The sequence below is a fragment of the Nocardia amamiensis NBRC 102102 genome (assembly GCF_001612745.1).
GTDB lineage: Bacteria > Actinomycetota > Actinomycetes > Mycobacteriales > Mycobacteriaceae > Nocardia > Nocardia amamiensis.
Window position 1 is genome coordinate 54073 of sequence record NZ_BDBA01000018.1, and the last position, 22163, is coordinate 76235.

Sequence of the window (22163 nt, forward strand, 5' to 3'; positions counted from 1 at the left end):
AGTGACGGAGGCATAGACTCGGGTATGAAATCAGGGAGGTACGCAGGGAGTTCGATCCCGCGTCGCCAGCACGTCAGCCTCCCACCCGCACGTTGGACGCAAGGGGCAGTCGAATGATCCAGCCATTCCGAACTCCCCATCCGGTTGGCGTCATCAATGGCACCGGTGCCGAGCCCTTGCGTCAGTACCCGGCACCGGATTTCGCCATGTCCGACTGCGCCGTGGAGCCACGCGGCCTCACCTATCGGCAGGCCCGCGACATCCTCACCGCCCATGAGGTGCACGGACCGCAATGCAGGCAGTGGCTGGCCGCCGCCGCCTACCTATCCGCCGGGCTGGATGACGAGTAGATCCCTGAATCCGTGGCATGCAAAAGTTTTGGCATGCCGTCGCGCTACATTCCAGCGCGCGTGACGTACCGGCCGCAATGGACCGTCTCGAGTCACCCAGCAGCTCATCCAGCAATGCACTAGGTCGCAATCGATCTCAGCGATCACTCCCCGCGGACACGACCGTTTCGTATAGTGATCCGATCGACTCGGGCACCATTTTTCGCACGCCTGATGTGGCATTTGGAGCGAACTCGTCATGACCTACTCCGCGTTGGACCTGTCCGCTGGTTCGTCCGACCCGGCGCTGGAGATCGCCGGACAGCCGGCTTCGGTGCCGCTCCAGAACACCGACCGCGTCGCCTCCCGCATGGTCGGATACCTGGAGAACAACATGGCCCCCTGCCGGACGCTGCCCGGCGAGCACTTACGCGGAGACGTCACCAAACTCACCCGAAGCTGTCTCAGCCTGGCCGCCGAGATGCTCGACCGGCGCGCCGTGCCGAACGACGAACAGCTCGGCGCGGTGCGCGCGGCCGCGACCCGCTGGGCCCGCGAGGGCGTGCCGCTCAGCACCATCCTGCGCGCCTACCACGAGGGGCTGCGCATCGCGCTCGGCCTGGTCACCGCGCGAGCCGAAGCGGATGACGTGGGCGAGGTGCTGATCGCCACCGACCTCATCCTCGAACTCCTGGAGGCGATCACCGCGGCGGTGTCGGACGCCTACGTCGAGGAGCAGCACCTGGTCGCCAAGGAACACCAGACGGCCGCGCAGACCCTCGCCTCGGCACTGCTCAGCGGTCGCGGCAGCTCGGCACTGGCACGGCAGACCGGCATTCCGATCACGGAGTCCTATCAGGTTGTCGCGCTGTCGATTCCGGAGCACCCGGACGAGCGCGATCCGCGCGTCGACGGCAATGTCGCCGCGCGCCGCAAGCTGCGCAGGCTGCAGTCGGAGCTGGCCACCGTGTTCGCCTCACGCGCGCTCGCGCTACTCAGCATCAAGGGCGGCACCCTGCTCATCCCGCTCGGCGACGAGGCCGACAGCGCCCTCACCGACGCGACGCTCGACCTGCTGGCCATCGCGGCCGAGGTCCCGCTCACCGCGACGGTGGTGGCCAGCGAGACCGATCGGATACCGGAATCCGCCGATCAGGCCCACGAGCTGCTCAATCTGGTCCGCGTCGGCGACAGACCGCCCGGTCTCTATCAAATGTCGGATCTGGCCGTCGAATACCAGCTCACCCGCGGCGGCCCGGCGACCCGGCGGATCGCGACCATCCTCGATCCGCTCGACGCCCATCCCGAACTGTTCGACACCATGCGCGCGTACCTCGGCAACGACATGAACCGCCAGCTCACTGCACGCCAGCTCTACGTGCACCCGAACACCGTCGACTACCGGCTGCGGCGCATCGCCCAGCTGACCTCGATCGACCTGGCGACCTCGGCGGGCATCTCGCAGGCGGCGATCGCGCTGCTGGCGCGCGACCTCGACCGCAGCGTCGCCCGGCGCCTCTGAGGCCCGCGCCGTGACCGAATCGTGGCCTGTAACGGATTCGTGCTGGTCACCGGGCCGTGAACTTGCGATCCTGGTAGTGCCGCGACGTCTGGATGGTGAAATATGCAAATTTCGGAGATCCTGCGCAGGAAGGGCAGCGACGTAGCCACGGTCGCACCCGACACGACGGTGCGCACGCTGCTCGCCGCGCTGGCCGAGCGGAATATCGGCGCGGTGGTCGTCTCGCCGGACGGGAACGCGATCGCGGGCATCGTCTCCGAGCGCGACGTGGTGCGCAGTCTGCACGCCCGCGGTGCGGACCTGCTGGACACGCCCGTCTCGGAGATCATGACCTCCGACGTGCGCACCTGCGCCCTCGACGACCGGGTCGACGGCCTGCGCCGGATCATGACCGAGCACCGCATCCGGCACCTGCCCGTGGTGCACGAGGGCAGGCTGGTGGGCATCGTCAGCATCGGCGACGTGGTGAAGAGCGCGATCTCCGAACTGGCGGACGAACGCGAACACCTCGTCGAGTACCTGCAGGGCCGGTACTAGTACTGACTGAGGTCGCCCAGATCGGCCGAGAGCCAGTGCTCCGGCCGCAGATAGACCGCGACCTGTTCACCGAAGGCCTCGGCCGCCCTCAGGTACCCGTCGACCGACTCGGCGGGCAGGTACCGCGCGACCATCTCGCGGTGCATCTCATCGGTCATCGGGGTGATCCGGGTGACCGGACCCTCCACGCTCACATACCGGACGGTCGGCTCGAGGCACTGCGCCATCACACTGAACCGGCCTGCTTCCCGGATGTAGCGCATCTTCTGCGACTCCGGGCCGGTCAGCACCCACACCTCCCCGCCGGGACGGTACTGATACCAGATCGGGACGGTCAGCGGGCCACGACCGGCTCCCGCGGACACCGAGAACGCCGCGATGTGCGGCCGCGCGAGAAACTCTTGACGCTCTTCCAAGGTCAACGGCATGTCGACCAGGCTAGTCATGAAAGCCGTTGTCCACGACAAAACTTCGTAGTCCGTACCAAAAATGCGTATCGTGGGTGGCGTCCGAGCAGCCGATGAAGGGAGCGTCACGTTGCGGTCCCCTGCCTCGAGATCGCCGATCGCGCAGGCGGAGGCTCCCCGGCTATCGGCAGCATCGGCCCCTGCCGCGGTGCGGTCGCTGTTCCCCGCGCTCGCCGACGCCACCGAGGTCTACCTCGACAGCGCGGCGACAACACAGAAACCGCTGCCGGTCATCGAGACTATCCACCGCTATCACAGCGGCGGCACCGCCAATGTGGGACGCGGCACCTACCCGTGGGCCACCGGCCTCACCGCGCGGATCGCCCGCGTCCGGGAGCGCGCCGCCGCCTTCATCGGCGCCGAGCATCCGGACGAGGTGGTCTTCACCGGCGGAGCCACCGCGGCGGTGAACGCCGTCGCACTGTCCTGGGGCTTGGCCGCGCTCGCCGACGGCGACGAAATCCTTTACAACCCTACTGATCATGCCTCGAACGTGTATCCGTGGCTGCATCTGCGGGGGCTGCTCGCCCGATTCGGGCGCCGCATCGAGCTGATCCCCTACCGGGTGACCGGTGCCGGTGAGGCGGACACCGACGACATCCTGGCCAGGATCACGCCGCGGACCCGGCTGATCACGACCAGCCATCTGCACCACGTTTTCGGCGGGCTGAGCACGTTGGAGGAACTGCGCGGGCGCATCGACCCCGCCGTCCTGCTGTGCTTCGACTGCTCGCAGAGCGGCGGGCATCTCCCGGTCGACGTGACCGCGCTCGGCGCGGATTTCGCGATCTTCGCCGCGCACAAGATGTTCGGCGCGCCAGGCACCGGAATCCTCTACTGCCGCAGGCGCGTGCACGACCGCCTCGTGCCGTTCCTGCCCGGCGGCAACTCCGGCGTGCGGCCGGACGCGACCGGACTCACCGCGGGCACGATGCCCGAACTCCTGGAGGGCGGCACCCCCAATATCCCCGGCATCCTGGCGCTCGGCAGCGCGCTGGAGGTGCTGGAGTCCTTCGGCGTCGGCGCCATCGCGGTGCACAACCGCGCCCTGACCCTGCGCCTGATCGACGGATTGCGGCCGGTCCCCGGCGTCGAGTTCCTGCCAGGACCCGCGCATGCGGCGTGCGCGGTGGGCTACGGCATCGTCTCGTTCACACTGGACGGGATCTCGGCGACCGACCTGGGATTCGTGTTGAGCGAGCTGGGTTTCCTGGTGCGCACCGGCGCGCACTGCGTCCCCGCCGTGCACGACGGCGCGGGCTCGGTGCGGGTCAGCACGCACATCTACAACACGCCCGACGAGATCGACCGGTTCGTCGCGTGCGTGCAGTCCGTCGCCGAGGAGGTCACGTGAACACCGACACCCTGAGCTACGACCGGAGGGCCGCGTCCCGGGTGCTGGCCGAGCTGGCGCAGCCGGGGCTGTTCACCGCGGCGACGCCGCCTCCAGCGACTGACGCGGTATGGTCGCCGCGTCGTTTCGAGTTCACTTGCGCCGCATTACGTCCGGAGCCGGGAAGCAATCTCACCTATTCACAGCGACTGTATCTGGAGCGGTTCATGCGGCCGTGCCGCGCGGATCAGGTGACCAGCGCCACGCACCGCATCGCCTGGACCGACAGCGACGGCATCCCGAATACGGGACATTTCCGCGCCGACGGACTCGGCCCCTTGGTGCCGATCGCGATGCGCGAGACGGTTCTGGCACTGTGGCACGAGCTGGACGCGAATCCCGGTTTCGCCCAGCGTGTCTCGACGCTCGGACCACGGGAGAACGCGGTGCTGGCGGGCACCACCACCGATCACGATCCGCGCGACATATTCCGGGTCGGCGTCGAATCCGCTGGGCGCACGCTCGCCCAGCACGCGCTGGTGGCCGGGCAGACCCCATATCGCGATCCCGCCGAATTCGCCCGAGCCATACGCGATTCCGGCTTGTTCGCCGCGGTCGCCACCCGCTGGTACTGGGAGTTGCAGGCGTCGACCTATCGGCGCGGCATGATTCCGGTCGGCCTTGTCGTGCAGACCGACGGCACCCTCCGCTACTCGGCGGAGACGGTGGCGACGCTGCGCGCGATGAAGGACGCCACCATCGCCGACGCGCACGCCGTCATGCACCGCGCCACCACCGCCGAGGGCCTCACGGTCGCGGAGGCGATCGCCAAGTACCACGACGATCTCGACCTGATCTCCCGGCAGTACGCGCTGCTGCCCGCCGGGAACCACCCCGCTTGCCTGGCGGCCATGCCGCATCAGCTCGACAGCGGGCATTACAGCATTCTCCCGGCGCTGGTCGACCGGTTCGTCACCGTGTTCACCGAGACCGTCGAACGCTGCGAGGTCATCGAGGTGAGGGCCGAACTCGACGAGGCGACCGCCGACCGCGCCGCCACCGCCGAGGACCAGGTGTTCTACGTGCCCGACATGACCTGCAAGCATTGCGTCCGCACCATCGGCGGCGTGCTGGAATCGATGGACATCCGCGTGCTCGACATCGATCTGGACAGCAAACGGGTGGTCGCGGAGTTCCGTAGCCCGCGCAACCGGGCCAGGGCGTTCGAGGCGATCCGGGACGGCGGCTACAACCCGGTCGCAGAGCAGCCGGACGCCGCCGCGCGGGCCGCGGCCACCGAACCATCGGAAGCCGCGGTATGACGGGATGGCCCCCGGCGCTACCGGCGAAGCTGCATCCGCTGGTACGCGCCTTCCTCGACACGCCAGGCGCCGTGGCCGGAACGCTCGACCGGTTCGGCTCTCCGGCGCACCTGGTGTTCCCTCAGGTCTACTCGGACAATCTCGCCGACTTGCGCGCCGTACTGGAGCGCGGGCTGCTGCGGCACCGAATCTGCTACGCGCACAAAGTGAATCAGTCCCGCGCGTTCGTGCGCACCGCGGAGTGCGCCGGCATCGCCATCGACGTGGCCTCACCGTTCGAACTCGCCGGCGCACTCGACGCCGGGTTCGATCCGGCGCGCATCGAGGTCACCGGCCCGAAGGGCCAATCCTTTCTGCGGGATATCACCGGCCGCGGCGTGACCGTCAACGTGGACAACCTATGGGAACTGGGCCGGATCGCCGAACTGGCCGACGATGGCACGAAAGTTCCTGTGCTGCTTCGCGTCTCCGGGTTCGAAGCCGGACAGGTGAGCCGGTTCGGCGTGCCGCTCGCGCAGCTGGGGCAGGCGTTCGACCTGTTGTCGGCGCATCGTGGGCGGCTGGCGTTCCTCGGCTTCGCTTTTCACCTCGACTCCGGCGATCTCGGCGAGCGGGTTCGCGCGATCGACGCCTGCCTCCGCGCGATCGAACAGGCCTACGAGCGCGGGCTGGCGCCGTCGGTGCTCGACATCGGCGGTGGATTCCGTCAAGTGTTCACCGCCGACGCCGAGCGGTTCGACGCCTACGTACTCGCATTGCGCGACTCGCTGCTCGGCCGGGGCGAGTCGATGAGCTGGGGCAGCAATACCTTCGGCTATCACGTCGCGGGCGGCGCTGTGCACGGCACGCCGGTGTTCCACAAGTACGCCAACACCATCCCGGCCGCACGCATGCTCGACGACCTGCTGGCCGCGCCGTTGGATCGGCACGCAGGGCGGACGGTAGCGCAGGTGGCGGGCGACAACCTGCTGGAGGTGTGGCTGGAGCCGGGCAAGGCGCTGGTCGACCACGCGGGCGTCACGGTGGCCACGGTCGAGTTCGTCAAGGAGGTCGCCGACGGCAGCGTCCTGGTGCACGTCGATCTCAGTCGCGATTCGGTGACGCCCGCGGATCAAGAAGTCATGGTCGATCCGCTCCTGCTGCCGACCGACGCCGCCGATTTCCGCCGCGGACCGGTCGGGGTGTACCTGGCCGGACGGCTGTGCTTGGAACGAGACCTGATCACCAATCACAAAGTGTGGCTGCAGGCCGAGCCCCGGCCCGGTGATGCGATCGTGTTCCCGAATACGGCCGCCTACCATATGGATTTGTCCGCGGCCACGGCATCGATGCATCCACTGCCTGCGAAACTCGCCGTCACCCGGAACACCGACGGCTTCCAGGTCGTCCCCGACGCGGACTACGAACCCGGCGTACGCGTCGAACCGACGCGGCCCCACCAGTCCGTGCCACCCGAACACCGCCCCACCAGGCCGGTCCGATCCGTCGAGGCTTCCTGATGCGCTACGACCACATCACCGAACTCATCGGCAACACACCCTTGCTCCGGCTCGATCCGGCGGTGCACGGGCTGGCGAACGTCGAGCTCTACGCGAAGCTGGAGTCGCACAACCCGTTCGGCTCGGTCAAGGACCGGGTGGCCTGGGGGATGCTCCGCGACGACCTGGACGAGATCCGCGCGAGCGGGCAGACGCTCATCGAGGCCTCCAGCGGCAACACCGCCAAAGCGCTGCGCGTTCTCGGTGCGGTGCACGGCATCGGCCTGCGCGCGGTGACCAATCGGATCAAGGTGGCCGAGGTCCGTGACCTGCTCGAGCTGTTCGGCACCGAGATCGTGGAACTGCCCGGACTCTCCGAATGCCCGGACCCGACCACACCGAACGACGTCTACTCGGTGATCGAGTCGACCATGGCGCAGCGGCCCGGCGCGTACCGCCATCTGTCGCAGTACACCAACGAGAAGAACGTCGAGGCGCATTACCAGGGCACCGGACGGGAGATCCACGAGGACCTCGCGACCGATGGCATCACCAGGATCGACTACCTGATCGGCGGGCTCGGCACCACCGGCTCCACCCGCGGCACCGCCACCTATCTGCGCAAGCACAATCCCGAATTGCGGACCGTCGCGGTGGTCTCCGAACGGTCGGACTTCATTCCCGGTATCCGGTCGGAGAGCGAGATGTGGGATGTCGGACTGTTCCAGCCCGATTTCTACGACTCGATCGTCACCATTGCCGCACGCGACGCCGTGGACGCCACACTGCGGCTGGCGACCGGGTACGGTGTGCTGGCCGGGCCGACCAGCGGCGCGAGCTACGCCGCGGCCTTGGAAATGCTTGGTGCGCTGGATCTTTCGGCAGTGGACCCGGACGATCCGATCGTCGCGGTGTTCATCGTCTGTGACCGGCTGGAGCCGTATCTGTCCTACGTCAAGAAGCGCAGGCCGGAGCTGTTCGGCCGCGCCGAACGCGAGGCGGAGCCGACCGCGCAGGAACTGGCCGCGACACCGGTCCTGACCCCCGCGCAGCTCGCCGAGCTGGACCGGACCGGCCGCCCGACCATCGTGGACACCCGTGGCGCGATGGCCTACCGCATCGGCCATGTCCCCGGCGCGCTCAACATCCGCGACGACCAGCTCGACGACATGTTCGGTCACGGCATCCCGTTTCCACGGTCGCGCCCGGTGGTTTTCGCCTGTCCCGTCGGCGAGCTGTCGCTGCGGTTCGCCGCGCGGGCCCGGCGGGCCGGATACGACGCCGCCAGCCTGGCGGGCGGTGTGGTCGCGTGGCGCGACGCGGGACTGCCCTTGGAGCGCGGCTGACCTTCGGGAGGCCGCTGGGCTGCTACCCCACCGCGAACGGGCGCGTGGCGTGACCCAGTAGTGGAGCGAGCGGACCGCGGTAGCCGGAAGCGAACAGTTCGACTGTGGCCGTGAACAATTCGACGAATGCCGCCGCGGTACCGCGCTCGAACAGCGCGGTCGGATAGATGAAAACGCCGTCGATGCCCGCGGGCGCGCCCACCCGGTCGTAGCGGTCCACCAGGCCGAACTCGAGATCGTGCTTGGCGCGGATCACGCCGGTGTCGATCTCGGTGACGGTCAGTTCGCCGCCGGCGCCTGCCGGCTGGGCGGCCGCACCGCGCTGGAGGATGAGGGTCGCCTGGAACAGCGGGCAGGTCGCGTCTTGCAGCAAACAGCGTTTCAACCGCTGATTCGGGGTGTCGGGGTGGGCGAACGCGGCAAGCGCCACCCTGCGCACCTGGTCGAGCAGTTCGTCTACGTCGGCGGCGCGGTCGAGACGCACACGCAGCAGTACATCGTCGGCGAAGTTGCCGACCAGGTCGTCCAGCAGGCGATGATCGCGGCCGGCCACGGCGGTGGCCACCGTGACGTCGTCGCTGCCGGAGAACGCGCCGACCGCCACCGCGAACGCTGCTTGCAGCACCATGAACAGGCTGGCTCGCGCTTCGCGCGCTCGCTCGAGCAACGCCCGGTGCGCGTCGGGGCCGAACGCCACCGGCGCGGTTGCCCCGGCGCCCGCCCTGCCCGTCCTTCGGGCCGGACGCGGGCGATCGCACGGGAACTCGAGCACCGCGGGCCGACCGGCCAGCGTGTTGGCCCAGTAGCGCAGCTGTTGGGTGGCACGACTCCATTCGTCCGCATAGTCGCCGAGCTGGGCGTGTTTCCACAGGGTGTAGTCGACGTAGTCGATCGGCAACGGCGTCCAAGCCGGTGCGGCGCCCGCCGCCCTGGCGAGATATGCGGTGACGAGGTCGCGCAACAATGGGGCCACCGAACGGCCGTCGATCGAGATGTGGTGCACGACCAGAACCAGCACGATGTCGTGCGGACCGAGCACGCACAACTGTGCCCGCAGGGGAAGGCCGGCGGCCAGGTCGAATTCGCGTGCGGCGAATGCCGCGATGCGGTATGGCAATTCGGCTTCGGAGACCGCGACGAGTTCGGGCCGCACAAGGGCCTCGGCCGCCGGGACGACCACTTGGGCCGGACCGGAAGCGGTCTCCGGATAGCGGGTGCGCAGCGGTTCGTGCCGGGCGACGACGTCACCGATCGCCGCGATGAGCGCCTCCGGTCGTAACGCGGGTCCGGACAAGCGCACCGCGCGTGCCACATTCCAGTCACTCGAGTTACCGGCCCGCGCGGCGTGCCACATCCGTTCCTGCGCCGGCGCAAGCGGCACGTGCGCCGGACGCGGACCGCGAGCGAGCAGCACGGGAGGCCGTGGCGGCGGAACAAGCCGAACCGCTGGTCGTGCACCGCGGGCCGAGCCGGGCCGCAGGCCCGCGCCGATCGGCTCGGACAAGATCCCCGCAGTGGAGTTGTTCACGCGCCGTTTCCTCCACCACAGAACCACCGATAGATTCGGCGAAGGTAACCGACTCGAGTAAACCTTCAGTTACCGCACCGTGACCGCCGGGAATCCGTTTCGGCAAGCCCGAGGTGCGCGGGCCGGTGAGCGCCGCGTCGGGCATGCCGCCGGGGCACTATCGTTGGGCCGTGCAGACAGGTCAGGAATCAGACGGAGACGCCGGCCCACGAATCTGGGGTGGAACGACGCTCACCGAGCGCAGAGAGGCGCGCCGGGCGGCGCTGCTGGAGGCCGCGCTCGATCTGATCGGCGAGTCGGGCGCCGGCGGCGTCACCATGCGCGCGGTCTGCCGCAAGGCTGGCCTCACCGACCGGTACTTCTATGAGAGCTTCGCCAGCCGAGACGAGCTGCTCGACGTGCTCTACCGCCAGGTCGCCGATGAATTCCTGGCGCCGATGACGGCCTTCGCCGCCACCGACGAGCCGTCCCGTGACCGCGCCCTGTCGGAAATCCTGGTGGACAAGGTGCTGGCCGACCCACGCAAGTCACGGCTGTTCCTGGTCGAGCCGTACTCGAGCACCGGCCTCGGACAGACCACCTTCGCCGTGATGCCGGTGTTCACCAGGATCATGCAGGACCATCTGTTCGCGCACATCGATGACCCGGTCCAGCGCAGGCTCGCGGCGGTGACGATGGCCAGCGGCAACGCGGGCATGTTCTCGGCGTGGCTCAATGGGTCGTTGCGCGCTTCCCGGGAGCAGATCATCGACCATTGCGTCGCGACGCTCACCGCGTACCGCTCGCTGTACCGCTCCGGACGCTAATCCCCGGACCGGCCACGCCAGTAGGCCAGGGTGTTCTTGGTCCGGATGGTCGCGGTGTGATTGGGCCCGAGGGCCCGCAGCTCCGCGACGAGCAGCACCTCGAGTTCGGCGATGGCGCGCGGGAGGTCGCCGTCGCGGGCGCGGCAGGCAGCGAGATCGTTGCGGGTATCCAAGGTGTCGGGATGGTCGGGTCCGAGTACGCGCAGCCGGTCGGTGAGAAGTTTCTCCAGGTCGGCGATCGCGCCCGTGAGGTCGCCGCTGTCGGCGCGATAGGTGGCCACCCGACCGCGGGTCAGCAGGGTGTCGGGGTGCTCCGGGCCCAGCACCCGCAGCCGGTCGGCGAGCAAGCGGGTGAATTCGGCCCCCGCCCCGGCCAGGTCACCGCTGCGGGCACGGAACGCCGCGAGGTTGTTGCGGGCGCCGAGCGTCTCGGGGTGGTCGGGACCGCGCACGCGCAGATAGTCCGCCACCAACAGCTCGAATTCGGCGCGCGCGCCGTCGAGATCGCCGCTGTCGGCACGCCAGTACGCCAGGCTGTTGCGAGTACGCAGGGCGTCAGGATGGTCGGGCCCCTGAACCCTGGCGCGGTCGGCGCGCAGCTGCTCGAAAAGTGCGATCGCACCGGCGAAATCGCCGATGTCACCTCGATTGGACGCGAGATGGGTTCTGGTGCGCAGGGTTTCGGGATCGTCGGGCCCCAGCAGGCGGAGCTGGTCGGCGAGCAGCCGCTCGAACTCCGCGCCCGCGCCGGCGTGGTCGCCGCACTGGGCGCGATAGCTGGCCAGTCGGTCCCGGGTGTTCAGCGTGTTCAGGTCGTCGGGGCCGAACACGCGCAGCCGATCGGCGAGCAGCCGCTCGAAATCGGCGATGGCACCGACCAGATCGCCGCTCTCGGCGCGGTGGAAAGCGCACCGAGAGCGGGTGATGAAGGTGTCGGGGTGGTCGGGGCCGAGGGCCTCGACGAAGTCGGGCAGCCATGCGGCCCACAGGTCGCGATCGTCGGCCGATCTCCCGGTTTCCAGCTTCACCAGGAAGTCGATGGCCAAGGCGGAATCGCCGTAGGACAGGCAGTGGCGCACCGCGGCACCGCGCGCGTAGTCGGCGGCGCGGTCGCTGGGGGTGGACTGGATCGCCGCGACGAGGGCGCGGTGCGCGTTCCTGAGCGAAACGCCCAGCCTGCGGCATTCCCGATCCAAGGCGGGCAGGAACGCGCCGTGGCTCACGCCGAGCGACTCGCGGACGGTACCGGGATGACTGCGGATGACCAGCGCTCCGAGATTCACCGCGATGTCGCGGATCCGGGCGGTGTTGAGGTCCACCCCCGACGACGCCAGTGCCGCGTCCAGCAACTCCAGCGGCAGCACCGGGCCGACCCCCGCCGCCACCAGCACGCCCAGCAGAGCTCCGGTCGCCTGGGCGGTTTCGGGGGCGAGCGGCCGCAGCGCGGTCTCCAATCGCAGCGCGACCACGCTCTCGAGACCGATCCCGGCGGCGACGGCGCCGTCGGTCAGCCGCCCGGCCACCTCCAGCAGGAGCCGCGCCAGCAACCAACCGCCCGACACGACGCGCGAACCACTCTTGTCCGTCGGCGTCTCGGCCAGCAGCCGCTGGATCCAGCCGATCCAGTCGACCGGGCCGATCGGCGCCGTCCCGCGGGCCGTCTCCACCACCGCGGCGATGTCGTCGGCACCCGGTTCGGCGATCTCGATCCGATGCATGTGCGCCAGCGCCGGATCGTCCTCCACGCCGGTACCCGGCCGGATGCCCGCGATCACGCGCACGTGCCGCAGATCCTCCCGCCGGGTCAGATCGGCGATCGCGGCGACGAGCAGTCGCCTGGTCCCCTCCTGCGGGTGGTTGAGCCCGTCGAACACCAGGGTGACGCGGCGGCCCGCAGTGGATAGTCGGGTCAGCGGATGGCGGACCATGATGTCGAAGATGTCGGACTCGTCCCTGGTCCGATGGCTGCGCACCGCCCGTGACGCCTCTGCGAAGCCGGGCATGCGCGCACCGAGCTGCGCGGCCAGCTCCGCGGCGACCGACTCCACCGAGCTGTTCACCGTCAGGAACACCGCGGCGGTGATGTATTCGGGGGTCACGGCGAGCCCGTCGACCAGGCTGGGGCGGATCAGCAAGGCCAGCAGCGTCGATTTGCCCACCCCCGCCGGTCCCAGCACCGCCCGGAGGCGATAACTGCCCGCGTCGACGATCGCGGCGAGACTCTCGCGCACGTCGGGGGTCAGCAGCAGTCTTCTGGTCAGCTGGTCGACGAAACCCGCGGCGGAACGGCCACTCACCGCGTCCCGGTGGCGCGAGGTGTTCGGTACCAGCCACAACCCCGGGTCGACACCCTGCTCGGTCGACACCGCCCCGGAGTTGAACGAAAGATGGTGCGGCTGTTGCTGTGTGCACTGCACCGCGATCGGGTCGACCAGGTCCGAGGGAAGCAGGTTCTCCCCGCGCAGCGGCAGCCCGGTGTCGAAGGTGGCCAGCATGGTCCTGGTGAAGCACCCGGAGAACGCGGGGCCGTCGCCCGAGGCGACCAGCAGCTCCATCCGTCCGCCCGCCTGCGCCAGCAGATCGGTCCACCGGCGCGCCGCGCCCTGCACGCCCTGCCCGGCCTCGCACGCGTCGACGAGCATCACCAGCCCGTCGAGCGCCGCGCGGTCGAGCCGCTCCCTGATCTCCTGGGTCAGGTGAAACGCGGTGTGCACGGTGGGCGCCGACGGCGAATCGTGGCCGAGCAGGTAGAAGTCCTCCGCATTGGTCGACACCCCGTGTCCGATGAAACCGAGCAACAGCGTGGCCTGGCGCTGCGACGCCGCCGCGAACGCCGCGTCCACCGCCGCGAACAATTGCGCCGCAGTGGGATTCAGGACCGGCCCGTCGAACTCGGTCGCCGACCGCCAACCGCCAACCTCGGTCAGACTCGTGTACAGCCCGGTGGCGAGTTCCTCGGTGAATCCCAAGTGCCCCAGTGCCGCACATTCCGAACCCACCACCAGCGCGAGACGCCCTCCCATGCGAAAAACATACCTGCGCGGGCGAGGTTTACCCGTGCCGGCATCGAGTCCGCCGGGTGACTACGCGATATCGAAAGACGCTGCGCGAGACGTAGGGTGACGTTTCGAGCGGCAGAAAAGGAGATCATGGGATGACCGACCCGGTGGTGGGTTTGACGGGTACGCTCACATCGCCGATCCGGGGCGCCGGGACGCTGGGTGAGGTCCTGGTCGCGATTCGAGGGGGAACCGAGCTGTACATCGCACAAGCCACCGAGCCGATCTCGGCCGGTTCGGCCGTGCTGGTCATCGCGGTCCATCCGGGGCGTGTCGTCGACGTCGTCCCGTGGATTCCGCTCGGCCCGGATCCGGCGAAAGGAACCTGAAACAGCAAGGGAGACAGACGTGCTGGGCTACCATGTGCCGGACCCGGACGAGGCGATGCTGGTCAGCGGCGCCAAGAGCCGGGACAACGCGCCGTTCAAAGTGATCATCGGACGCGGCGCCTGGGTGATTCCGCTGTTCCGCAAGGTGCGATACCTGTCGCTGGCGATGTTCGAATCCGAGATCAAGGAGCGCTGCGTCACCAAGCAGGCGATCCAGCTCGACGTCCGCGCGGTGATCGCGTTCAAGGTCGCCAACGACACCCAGTCCATTGTCAACGCGGCGCAGCGATTCCTCTCGGAGCAGGAGCGGGAGATGTCGGTGCTGACCGGACGGATCTTCTCCGGGCACCTGCGCTCGATCGTGGGATCGATGACGGTCGAGGAGATCATCCGGGAGCGGCAGCGGCTGGCCGACGAAGTGCTCGTCGCCTCGAAAGTGGAAATGAGCAATATCGGCCTGTGGGTCGATTCCTTCCAGATCCAGTCCATCGACGACGGCAACCTCGGCTATATCGCGGCGCTGGCCGCACCGCACAATGCCGCGGTGCAGCGGGACGCGCAGATCGCGCAGTCGCAGGCCGCGCAGGCGGCGGCGCAAGCCGAGCAGGAATCCCAGCGCAGGCAGGCGGAGTACCAGCGCGAGACGGCGATCCTGCGCGCGCAGTACCAGCGCGATATAGACAAGGCGAACGCCGAGGCCGCACAGGCCGGACCGCTCGCCGAGGCGATGGCGCTGCAAGAGGTGCTCACCGCCCAGGCCGAGCAGGCGCGCAAAGAGGCGCAGTTGCGCGAACAGCAGTTGCAGGCCGAGGTCGTGAAACCCGCTCAGGCCGAAGCGGAACGGGTGCGCATCCTGGCCGAGGCGGAGGCCGACCGCACCCGCATCCAAGCCGAGGCGGCCGCGTCGAACAACCGGATCGCGCTCGACCAGTTGTTGATCGAACAACTTCCGGAAATCGTCAAGCAGGCATCCAACGGGTTGTCGAATGCCAATCTCACCGTGCTCAACGGACCCGACGGCGTCGGCGAACTCGTGAACGGAATGGTCGGTCAGGGACTGACCGTTTTCAATTCGTTGCAAAAGGCGCTTTCCTCCAACGACGGCGAAAATGCGGGTTAAGGTGACCGAGTAGCGACGGCGACGAGGAGCGGGTGTTGGTGTCCATTGGGAAATTGGTGTCGTTCGACAGCTCTCGGGGGTTCGGATTCATTCGGCCGGAAGACGGCGGACCGGACGTGTTCGTCCATGTCAACGACATCGGTCTGGACGAGGACGAGTTGCGGCAGGGGCGGGTGTTCGAATTCGAGGTGACCGAAGGCGACCGAGGGCCGAAGGCGGTCAATCTCAGCGCTGTCGGCGGAGCGTCCGCCGCACCTGCCCGGCACAAAGGAAAAGACCGGCCGGGTTCGGGACCGCTGACCGTCGCCGAACACAAACGTCTGATCACCGAGTTGCTCCTGGATGCCAGCCCCGCGCTCACCGCGGGCGAGATCCTCACCATCCGCGACCGGCTCACCACGTTCGCCGACCAGCAGGGGTGGCTGGAGAACTGAGCGGGGACGTCCACGCGGGTGTCGGTGCGGCCACCTACGATCGAGCCGAGGCGGCCACATACCGATGAGTTTTCTCCATGCGCGACGTCGGTATGGGTGAGGACCGAACCCGAGGAGGATCGCGTGGACCTACCGGTGATGCCACCCGTGCGGCCGATGCTGGCCAAATCCGCGTCCGCGGTGCCGCGCGAGCCGGGCCTGAGTTATGAACCCAAGTGGGACGGCTTCCGCTGCATCGTCTTCCGCGATGGCGCCGAGGTAGAACTCGGCTCCCGCAACGACCGCCCCCTGACCAGGTATTTTCCCGAAGTGGCCGAGCTGCTGCGGCAGGCGCTGCCGGATCGGTGCGTGGTGGACGGCGAGATCGTGGTGGTCACCGACCACGGCTTGGACTTCGACACCTTGCAGAACCGGCTGCACCCGGCCGCGTCCCGGGTCGCCAAGCTCGCCGCGGAGACGCCGGCGAGCTTCGTCGCGTTCGACCTGCTCGCGCTCGGCGACAAGGATCTGACCGGCGAGCCGTTCGCCGAACGCAGGCGGCTGCTGGAGACGATCCTGGACACCGCGCTGGCCCGCGTGCACCTCACCCCGATCACCCACGACCCCGATGTCGCCGAGGACTGGTTCACCCGGTTCGAGGGCGCCGGGTTCGACGGCGTCATGGTCAAGTCCGACGACCTGGCGTATCTGCAGGACAAACGGGTGATGCTGAAGGTCAAGCACGAGCGCACCGCCGATTGCGTGGTGGCGGGTTTCCGCTGGCACAAGGACGGCGCGGGGGTCGGCTCGCTGCTGCTCGGCCTCTTCGACGACGAGGGCCGCCTGCACCACGTCGGCGTGGCCAGCAGCTTCACTGCGGCGCGGCGCAGAGAACTCGTCGAGGAGCTGGCGCCGCTGCGGGCGAACGCGCTGGCCCACCACCCGTGGCGGGACTGGGCCGACGCGGCGGCGCAGGCCGCGGCCGAGGGCAAGATGCCCGGCGGGGTGAGTCGCTGGACCGGTGGCAAGGACCTGTCCTGGGAAGCGCTGCGACCCGAACTGGTCGCGGAGGTGCGCTACGAGCACGTCCAATCCGGCCGGCTGCGCCACGGCGGCAGGCTGGTGCGTTTCCGCACCGACCGCACGCCCGAATCCTGCACCTACGCGCAGCTGGACGAAGTCGCGCCCGCGGAATTGAGCGCCCTGTTCGGCGACGGTGCGGGGGCACAGTCCTCGCTCGTGCCGGAGGCGAGCGCCAGCGAGGTGCAGGCATGAGCGAGTCGGTCGATATCGAGGTCGACGGCAGAACCGTCGCGATCAGCAACCCGGGCAAGGTGTATTTCACCAAGCGCGGCGAAACGAAACTCGATCTGGTGCGTTACTACCAGGCGGTCGCCGAACCGTTTTTGAACGTGGTCGGCGGACGGCCGTTGCTGCTGGAGCGTTATCCCGACGGCGCCTCCGGAAAATCCTGGTTCCAGAAGCGCGTGCCGAAATCCGCGCCGGAATGGCTGCACACCGTGGAAGTCTCCACGCCCAACGGCACCACCAGCGACGCACTCGTCGCGCACGATCTCGCCCATATTCTGTGGGCGGTGAATCAGGGCTGTCTCGGATTCCATGTCTGGCCCAACCGCGCCGACAATCTGGAGATCGCCGACGAGTTGCGCATCGACCTCGATCCCTCCCCCGGCATCGCGTTCGCCGATCTCAAAGATGCCGCGGCGCGGACAAGGGACTTGTTCGCCGAACTCGGCATCGAATCGCGGATCAAGACCTCCGGCTCCCGTGGATTACACATTTACGTCGCTTTGGAACCGAAGTGGGACGGCTATCAGGTGCGTGCCGCCGCGGTCGCGCTGGCGCGCGAATTGGAGCGCAGATATCCGGACGACATCACCGCGCAGTGGTGGAAAGAGCAGCGCGGGAACCGGGTGTTCATCGATTTCAATCAGAACGCGCCGCACAAGACGGTTTTCGGCGCCTGGTGTGTCCGGCCCAAGGTCGGTGCGCAGGTGTCGACGCCGATCAGCTGGTCGGATCTGGATTCGGTGGTCCCCGACGATCTGACCATCGCCACGGTGCCCGCCCGCTACGCCGAATTCGGCGATCCGTGGGCCGACCGGACGCCGCAGTCGATCGCCCCGTTGCTGGAGATGTCCGAGCGGGACATGGCGGCGGGGCTCATGGACGCTCCCTGGCCACCGCAGTATCCGAAGATGCCCAACGAGCCGCCTCGCGTGCAGCCGAGCCGCGCGCGGAAGGCCGACTAGCGCCGGCCGCTATTCGGTCCACAGCACCCACGTGCCGCTGCGGCCGCTGACCTCGCACACCAGGGCGCGGCCGTCGGCGGTGCGGCCGGTCTTCGCCCCCGACGCGTCGCATTTGGAACCGGGCTGCTGCACGGCGGTCGCCACGGTGTGCGGGCCGGACCACTGATAGCCGCTGCCGGTGGTGAGGCAGATCAGCGTGCTGCCATCGGTGCCGGTGCCGATCTGGCCGAGTTGGGTCTCGGAACAGACGGAGCCCTTCGCGACAGGCCCTTGGGCGGCCGTCGACGGTGGGGTCGTCGGCGCGGGGCTCGGCGCGGCGGGCGTCGGTGCGACCGGACGCTCGACTGTGCTGGGCACCGAGGCGACGGGCGTCGGCCCGACGGCGGCCGTGCGGTTCATCACATCCGGCAGCCAGTTGCCCGACAGCAGCACGAATCCCGCCACCGCGGTGATCTCCGCGACGCCGAGCAGCAGCGCGAACATCGCCATGACGCGACCGCGGGGGTGGCTGAAGGCGATGAACCCGAACACGATGGCGACCGGGAACAGCCCGAGCAACGCGGCGACCAGCGCGACGATCGCGTACGGGTTGACGATCGGCGGAATCTCCACCCGGAGCCGTCCGGTCCTGCGTCGGCTCGGCGGCTGTTCCGGCCAGCGCTCGTCCTCATCCTCTTGCCAGCGGCGGTCGGGCTCCTGCTCCGACCAGCGCTCCTCCGGCTGTCCCGCAGGCCAGCGATCCGTCTCACGCCGTTCCGCTCGTGTCATCCAGGTCCCTCTCCACACCACCACACCGCGCAGGAACCTCGAACTGTCCGGACGCGCCCCGATATACCGACACAGGATAGGGTGCGCGACGCAAAATGTTGATCCGAAGTATGCAATATCTGTGATCGAGCCGTAATAACAAACCCTCCGTGCCGCTCGCGGATCTGTTGGCCGAGGAGCATGCTGGTCGGCAAGCAGCTGGTCCGGCCACGGCGCTTGCACAGGAGGATCCATGTCCGATAAGACGACGTCCACCGGTCAGGACCGGCCCGGCTGGCATGCCAGGGCCGGCGATTTGCTCGACGACAACTTCAACCTCCCCGGCATCGTGCTGTGCGCGCTGGCGGTCGCGGCAATGGCATGCACGCTGACCGCTGCCGGGTACGGCTTCACCGGATGGACCGCGGTCGGCGCGGTGGTGACGGCGACCTTGTGGGTCGTGGGCGTCGGCGCACTGCTGATGGAGCATCACCGGGAACAGGTGATCGAACTGAAGTACGGTCGTCACGGGCACGCTCCCGGAGGTCTGCGACCCGTCCGCTACAGCCTCGAGCCGCGCAGGCGGTGACCGCCTGCGCCGGCTCATCGTCTGCGATGCACCTTCGGCAGCGACTCGGTGACCAGAGTCAGCAACATGTCGCACATCAGCTCGTGCACCTGCTCGCGGGTGAGCGTGCCCCGGGTGATCCATTCCCGGCCCGCGACCTTGACCAGGCCGCCGTAGGCGCGGACCATCGCGCGCAATTCGGCGCCGTGTGCCGAGTCGGCAAGCCCCACCATGAGCAGCAGACGTTCGGCCGCCGCGTCGTCGGCGGCGTCCAGGATCTGCTGCACCTCCGGATCATCGCCGACACCCTCGTGGCTGGTCACCTTCACCCAGGTGCTGCCGTGCTCGGCGATGGTGTCCAGCAGCCAGTGCACGCTGGCGTCGACACGTTCGCGCGCAGTGCCGGTGGGCACGACCATGTTGTCCAGCTTGGGCAGGGTGACCATCCGCCGCACCACTGCCAGATAGAGGTCGCGCTTGTTGCCGAAGTAATGGTTGATCAGGCCGCGGGCCACGCCCGCCCGCTGGGCCAGTTCGGCGGTGGACACGGCCGCGTACGGCCGCTCGCCGAACATGTCGATCGCACAGGCGAGAATCTGCGCGCGCCGCTCGTCGGGTTCGAGCCTGCGGCGGCGCGGTAGGGCCGAGTCGGCGCCATCGTCTGCCGTGGCGCTGCTGGTTTCAGAGAGACCGCGCAATGAGATCCTTCATCACCTCGTTGCTGCCCGCGAGGATGCGCAGGACGCGGGCACCGGTGTAGAGCTGCGAAATCGGATACTCCGTCATGTAGCCGTAGCCGCCGAACAGTTGCAGGCAGCGGTCAACCACGATACCGAGCTGATCGGTCAACCAGTACTTCGACATGGCAGCGGTGGGAACGTCGAGCTCGCCGCGCAGGTGTCGGCTGATGCAATCGTCCAGGAAGGTGCGGGAGACCCTGGCGATGGTCGCGCACTCGGCGAGTTCGAATTTGGTGTTCTGCATCGCGAACAGCGGTTTGCCGAACGCTTCGCGGCCCTTGGTGTAGTCGACTGTGAGCTGGACGGCTTTCTCCATCATGGCGACCGCGATGATCGCGGTGACCAGGCGCTCCTGCGCGAGCAGCCGCATCATCTGATAGAAACCCTGACCCTCGGCTCCCCCGAGCAGGTTGGCCGCGGGCACCCGCAGACCGTCGAAGAACAGCTCAGCGGTGTCCTGGGCCTTTCCGCCGATCTTGTTCAGGATGCGTCCGCGGGTGAAGCCCGGGGTGTCGTCGCCGACTTCGGCGAAGATCAGCGAGACTCCCGCCGCGCCCTTGGCCGGGTCGGTCTTGGCGGCGATGATGATGCCGTCGCAGAGCCAGCCGTTGGTGATGAAGATCTTCGAGCCGGTGATCACGTACTCGTCGCCGTCGCGCACCGCGCGGGTCTTGATGTTCTGCAGGTCCGATCCGGTGCTCGGCTCGGTCATGCCGATGGCAAGCACCATTTCGCCACTGGCGGCCTTGGGCAGCACCCGCCGCCTGAGTTCTTCGGAGCCGAACTCGTCGAGGTAGGGCGCGATGATCGAGCTGTGCACGGGAATGCCCATCGACCCGTCGCCCGCGCGGGCTTGCTCCTCGATGATCGCGGCCTCATGGGCGAATGTGCCACCGCCACCGCCGTACTCGGCCGGGATCGCCGGGCACAGCAAGCCCAGTTCGCCCGCCCGGTGGTACAGCGCACGGTCCGGGTGCCCCTGCGCGACGAATTTCTCCTCGTGCGGGACGACCTCCTTCTCGAAGAAGGTCCTCGCCAGGTCTCGTACCGCCTCGACCTCGTCGTCACTCCACGCCGCGCGCGCCATCACCCGATCCTCTGCTCGCTCCGGTCCGGCCTCGTCGCCGGTTCCACCCCTCAGATTTCCGGACTATTGGCGCGTTGTCAACAAGCGCAGATCACTTCGGTGGGATGGTCACCCCGGCCGACAGCAGTCGCTGCGCCGGCGCGCGGTAGCGCCGCCCGAACTCTGGTGGGTCGAGTACCGCGAAGTCGTGTCCAGCAGGAGCACGTGCATGAGCACGGGTACGGGCTGTGGGCGCCTCGCAGAGCTCGCTTCCTCGCGGTGGTATGACAGCCGCGCGCTTCGTCGGCGCACGGAGTGCGGCGTCCCCGCGCTTCTCGTCGATGCGGTCGGCGTACGGGCTGAATACGCGGTGTCGCGATCGGTATGGGCAACCACCGCACCGCCGCTACGGTCGTTTCCACTGCAGAACATGCTCGCCCAGGCACGCGAAGAACCCACGCGCGAATACCCGTGAGCTGCGCCATATTCGGCATCGCATATCTCCCCTGCCCGGTCGATTCTTCGTACTCTCCGTATGGCATTACCGATGTGGTGCACGACGGCGACGTGCCCTCGGAATCGGCACGAACGAGGCAGGACATGACCGAACCGCTCGACACCACCGAAACGCCCCGCCCCGACCGTGTCTGGACGGTCACCCGGGACGGCGCCGATCTCGCCGTCTTCGAATGGGGCGATCCGGCCGCCGAACCCCTGGTGCTGGTGCACGGTCTCACCGATACCCATCGCGTCTGGGCCACGGTGGCGGCGCTGCTGGCCGACGGTTTCCGCGTGATCGGCTATGACGTTCGCGGACACGGCCGTTCGACCGGGCGCGGAGCGCTCTCCGGCTATCGCCTCGACCGGCTGGCGGAGGACTTCTTCGCGGTGATCGATGCCGCCAGCCCGCGCCGGCCCGTGCACATCTGCGGCCACGGCTGGGGCGCGGTGCAGCTATGGGAGGCGGTCTGCGACGAACGGGCCAACACTCGCGTCGCGTCGTTCACCGCGATCTCCGGCCCGAATCTCGACCACCTCGGCCTGTGGCTGCGCGCGCTGGCGCCGCGTGCCCACCGGGAGCTCGGCGACCTGGGCTGGTGGCTGCGCGGGGCACGGTGGGCGCTCACGCCCAGTGCGATCGCCCGCAGGCTCTACCCGCCGCGCGTCCGCGGCGTGCTGG

General features: G+C 68.5%; 21 protein-coding genes. 15 read left to right on the top strand and 6 right to left on the bottom strand.

Going from position 1 to position 22163, the window contains the following annotated elements; genetic code table 11:
- Nucleotides 1-113: 113 nt before the first annotated feature.
- The 3 genes from NA4_RS05025 to NA4_RS05035 all read left to right on the top strand — a co-directional run bounded on the left by NA4_RS05025 (nt 114) and on the right by NA4_RS05035 (nt 2388).
- Nucleotides 114-350 (top strand): hypothetical protein, encoded by a 237-nt coding sequence (locus NA4_RS05025; protein ID WP_067464559.1) that lies wholly within the window; start codon nt 114-116, stop codon nt 348-350.
- A 238-nt stretch (nt 351-588) separates the two neighbouring features.
- Nucleotides 589-1851 carry a PucR family transcriptional regulator gene (locus NA4_RS05030; protein WP_084496819.1) on the top strand — a complete coding sequence of 421 codons (1263 nt, stop codon included), beginning with the start codon at nt 589-591 and terminating at the stop codon, nt 1849-1851.
- Between the two features lie 102 nt (nt 1852-1953).
- On the top strand, nt 1954-2388 hold the full coding sequence (locus NA4_RS05035; protein WP_067464561.1) for a CBS domain-containing protein: 435 nt from the start codon (nt 1954-1956) through the stop codon (nt 2386-2388).
- Here the strand turns inward: NA4_RS05035 and NA4_RS05040 are convergent.
- Complete coding sequence (locus tag NA4_RS05040; protein WP_067464563.1) at nt 2385-2816, bottom strand: pyridoxamine 5'-phosphate oxidase family protein; 432 nt, start codon at nt 2814-2816, stop codon at nt 2385-2387. The genes NA4_RS05035 and NA4_RS05040 overlap by 4 nt on opposite strands.
- Before the next feature lie 187 nt (nt 2817-3003).
- Between NA4_RS05040 and NA4_RS05045 the strand changes: the two genes are divergently transcribed.
- Genes NA4_RS05045 through NA4_RS05060 form a run of 4 tightly spaced genes read left to right on the top strand, consistent with a single transcriptional unit; the run spans nt 3004 to nt 8334 of the window.
- Nucleotides 3004-4209 carry an aminotransferase class V-fold PLP-dependent enzyme gene (locus tag NA4_RS05045; protein ID WP_067464565.1) on the top strand — a complete coding sequence of 402 codons (1206 nt, stop codon included), beginning with the start codon at nt 3004-3006 and terminating at the stop codon, nt 4207-4209.
- Nucleotides 4206-5510 carry a heavy-metal-associated domain-containing protein gene (locus tag NA4_RS05050; RefSeq protein WP_067464567.1) on the top strand — a complete coding sequence of 435 codons (1305 nt, stop codon included), beginning with the start codon at nt 4206-4208 and terminating at the stop codon, nt 5508-5510. Before NA4_RS05045 ends, NA4_RS05050 begins: the two co-directional genes overlap by 4 nt.
- Complete coding sequence (locus NA4_RS05055) at nt 5507-7009, top strand: type III PLP-dependent enzyme domain-containing protein (RefSeq protein ID WP_084496821.1); 1503 nt, start codon at nt 5507-5509, stop codon at nt 7007-7009. Before NA4_RS05050 ends, NA4_RS05055 begins: the two co-directional genes overlap by 4 nt.
- A complete protein-coding gene (locus NA4_RS05060) occupies nt 7009-8334 on the top strand; it encodes a pyridoxal-phosphate dependent enzyme (protein ID WP_067464571.1) in 1326 nt (441 codons plus the stop codon). Before NA4_RS05055 ends, NA4_RS05060 begins: the two co-directional genes overlap by 1 nt.
- A 22-nt stretch (nt 8335-8356) precedes the next feature.
- On the opposite strand, the gene NA4_RS05065 is transcribed toward NA4_RS05060, so the two are convergent.
- Nucleotides 8357-9862, bottom strand: a complete 1506-nt coding sequence (locus tag NA4_RS05065) for a condensation domain-containing protein (protein WP_245671115.1) — start codon at nt 9860-9862, stop codon at nt 8357-8359.
- A 125-nt stretch (nt 9863-9987) separates the two neighbouring features.
- On the opposite strand from NA4_RS05065, the gene NA4_RS05070 reads away from it, so the two are divergent.
- Nucleotides 9988-10668, top strand: coding sequence for a TetR/AcrR family transcriptional regulator (locus tag NA4_RS05070; protein ID WP_245671116.1), 681 nt, complete (start codon nt 9988-9990; stop codon nt 10666-10668).
- Here the strand turns inward: NA4_RS05070 and NA4_RS05075 are convergent.
- A complete protein-coding gene (locus NA4_RS05075; RefSeq protein ID WP_157128816.1) occupies nt 10665-13691 on the bottom strand; it encodes a tetratricopeptide repeat protein in 3027 nt (1008 codons plus the stop codon). The genes NA4_RS05070 and NA4_RS05075 overlap by 4 nt on opposite strands.
- A 131-nt stretch (nt 13692-13822) precedes the next feature.
- Between NA4_RS05075 and NA4_RS05080 the strand changes: the two genes are divergently transcribed.
- The 5 genes from NA4_RS05080 to ligD all read left to right on the top strand — a co-directional run bounded on the left by NA4_RS05080 (nt 13823) and on the right by ligD (nt 17862).
- On the top strand, nt 13823-14056 hold the full coding sequence (locus NA4_RS05080; protein WP_067464574.1) for an NfeD C-terminal domain-containing protein: 234 nt from the start codon (nt 13823-13825) through the stop codon (nt 14054-14056).
- Between the two features lie 19 nt (nt 14057-14075).
- Nucleotides 14076-15176 (top strand): SPFH domain-containing protein, encoded by a 1101-nt coding sequence (locus tag NA4_RS05085; protein ID WP_067464576.1) that lies wholly within the window; start codon nt 14076-14078, stop codon nt 15174-15176.
- A 38-nt stretch (nt 15177-15214) separates the two neighbouring features.
- Nucleotides 15215-15610 (top strand): cold-shock protein, encoded by a 396-nt coding sequence (locus NA4_RS05090; protein ID WP_373862758.1) that lies wholly within the window; start codon nt 15215-15217, stop codon nt 15608-15610.
- A 123-nt stretch (nt 15611-15733) separates the two neighbouring features.
- Nucleotides 15734-16864 carry an ATP-dependent DNA ligase gene (locus NA4_RS05095; protein WP_218022253.1) on the top strand — a complete coding sequence of 377 codons (1131 nt, stop codon included), beginning with the start codon at nt 15734-15736 and terminating at the stop codon, nt 16862-16864.
- Nucleotides 16861-17862 (top strand): non-homologous end-joining DNA ligase, encoded by a 1002-nt coding sequence (gene ligD, locus NA4_RS05100; RefSeq protein ID WP_067464583.1) that lies wholly within the window; start codon nt 16861-16863, stop codon nt 17860-17862. The genes NA4_RS05095 and ligD overlap by 4 nt, the downstream gene beginning before the upstream one ends.
- Nucleotides 17863-17871: 9 nt before the next feature.
- Here the strand turns inward: ligD and NA4_RS05105 are convergent, their stop codons facing one another.
- Nucleotides 17872-18630, bottom strand: a complete 759-nt coding sequence (locus NA4_RS05105; RefSeq protein WP_157128817.1) for a DUF4190 domain-containing protein — start codon at nt 18628-18630, stop codon at nt 17872-17874.
- A gap of 232 nt (nt 18631-18862) precedes the next feature.
- Between NA4_RS05105 and NA4_RS05110 the strand changes: the two genes are divergently transcribed.
- Nucleotides 18863-19198: a hypothetical protein gene (locus tag NA4_RS05110; protein ID WP_067464587.1), complete on the top strand. Its 336-nt coding sequence runs from the start codon at nt 18863-18865 to the stop codon at nt 19196-19198.
- A gap of 14 nt (nt 19199-19212) precedes the next feature.
- On the opposite strand, the gene NA4_RS05115 is transcribed toward NA4_RS05110, so the two are convergent.
- Complete coding sequence (locus NA4_RS05115) at nt 19213-19875, bottom strand: TetR/AcrR family transcriptional regulator (RefSeq protein ID WP_067464589.1); 663 nt, start codon at nt 19873-19875, stop codon at nt 19213-19215.
- Nucleotides 19859-21004, bottom strand: a complete 1146-nt coding sequence (locus NA4_RS05120) for an acyl-CoA dehydrogenase family protein (RefSeq protein ID WP_067464596.1) — start codon at nt 21002-21004, stop codon at nt 19859-19861. The genes NA4_RS05115 and NA4_RS05120 overlap by 17 nt, the downstream gene beginning before the upstream one ends.
- Before the next feature lie 579 nt (nt 21005-21583).
- Between NA4_RS05120 and NA4_RS05125 the strand changes: the two genes are divergently transcribed.
- Nucleotides 21584-22163, top strand: a 580-nt coding sequence (locus tag NA4_RS05125) for an alpha/beta fold hydrolase (protein WP_157128818.1), incomplete at its 3' end; no start/stop codon positions are given.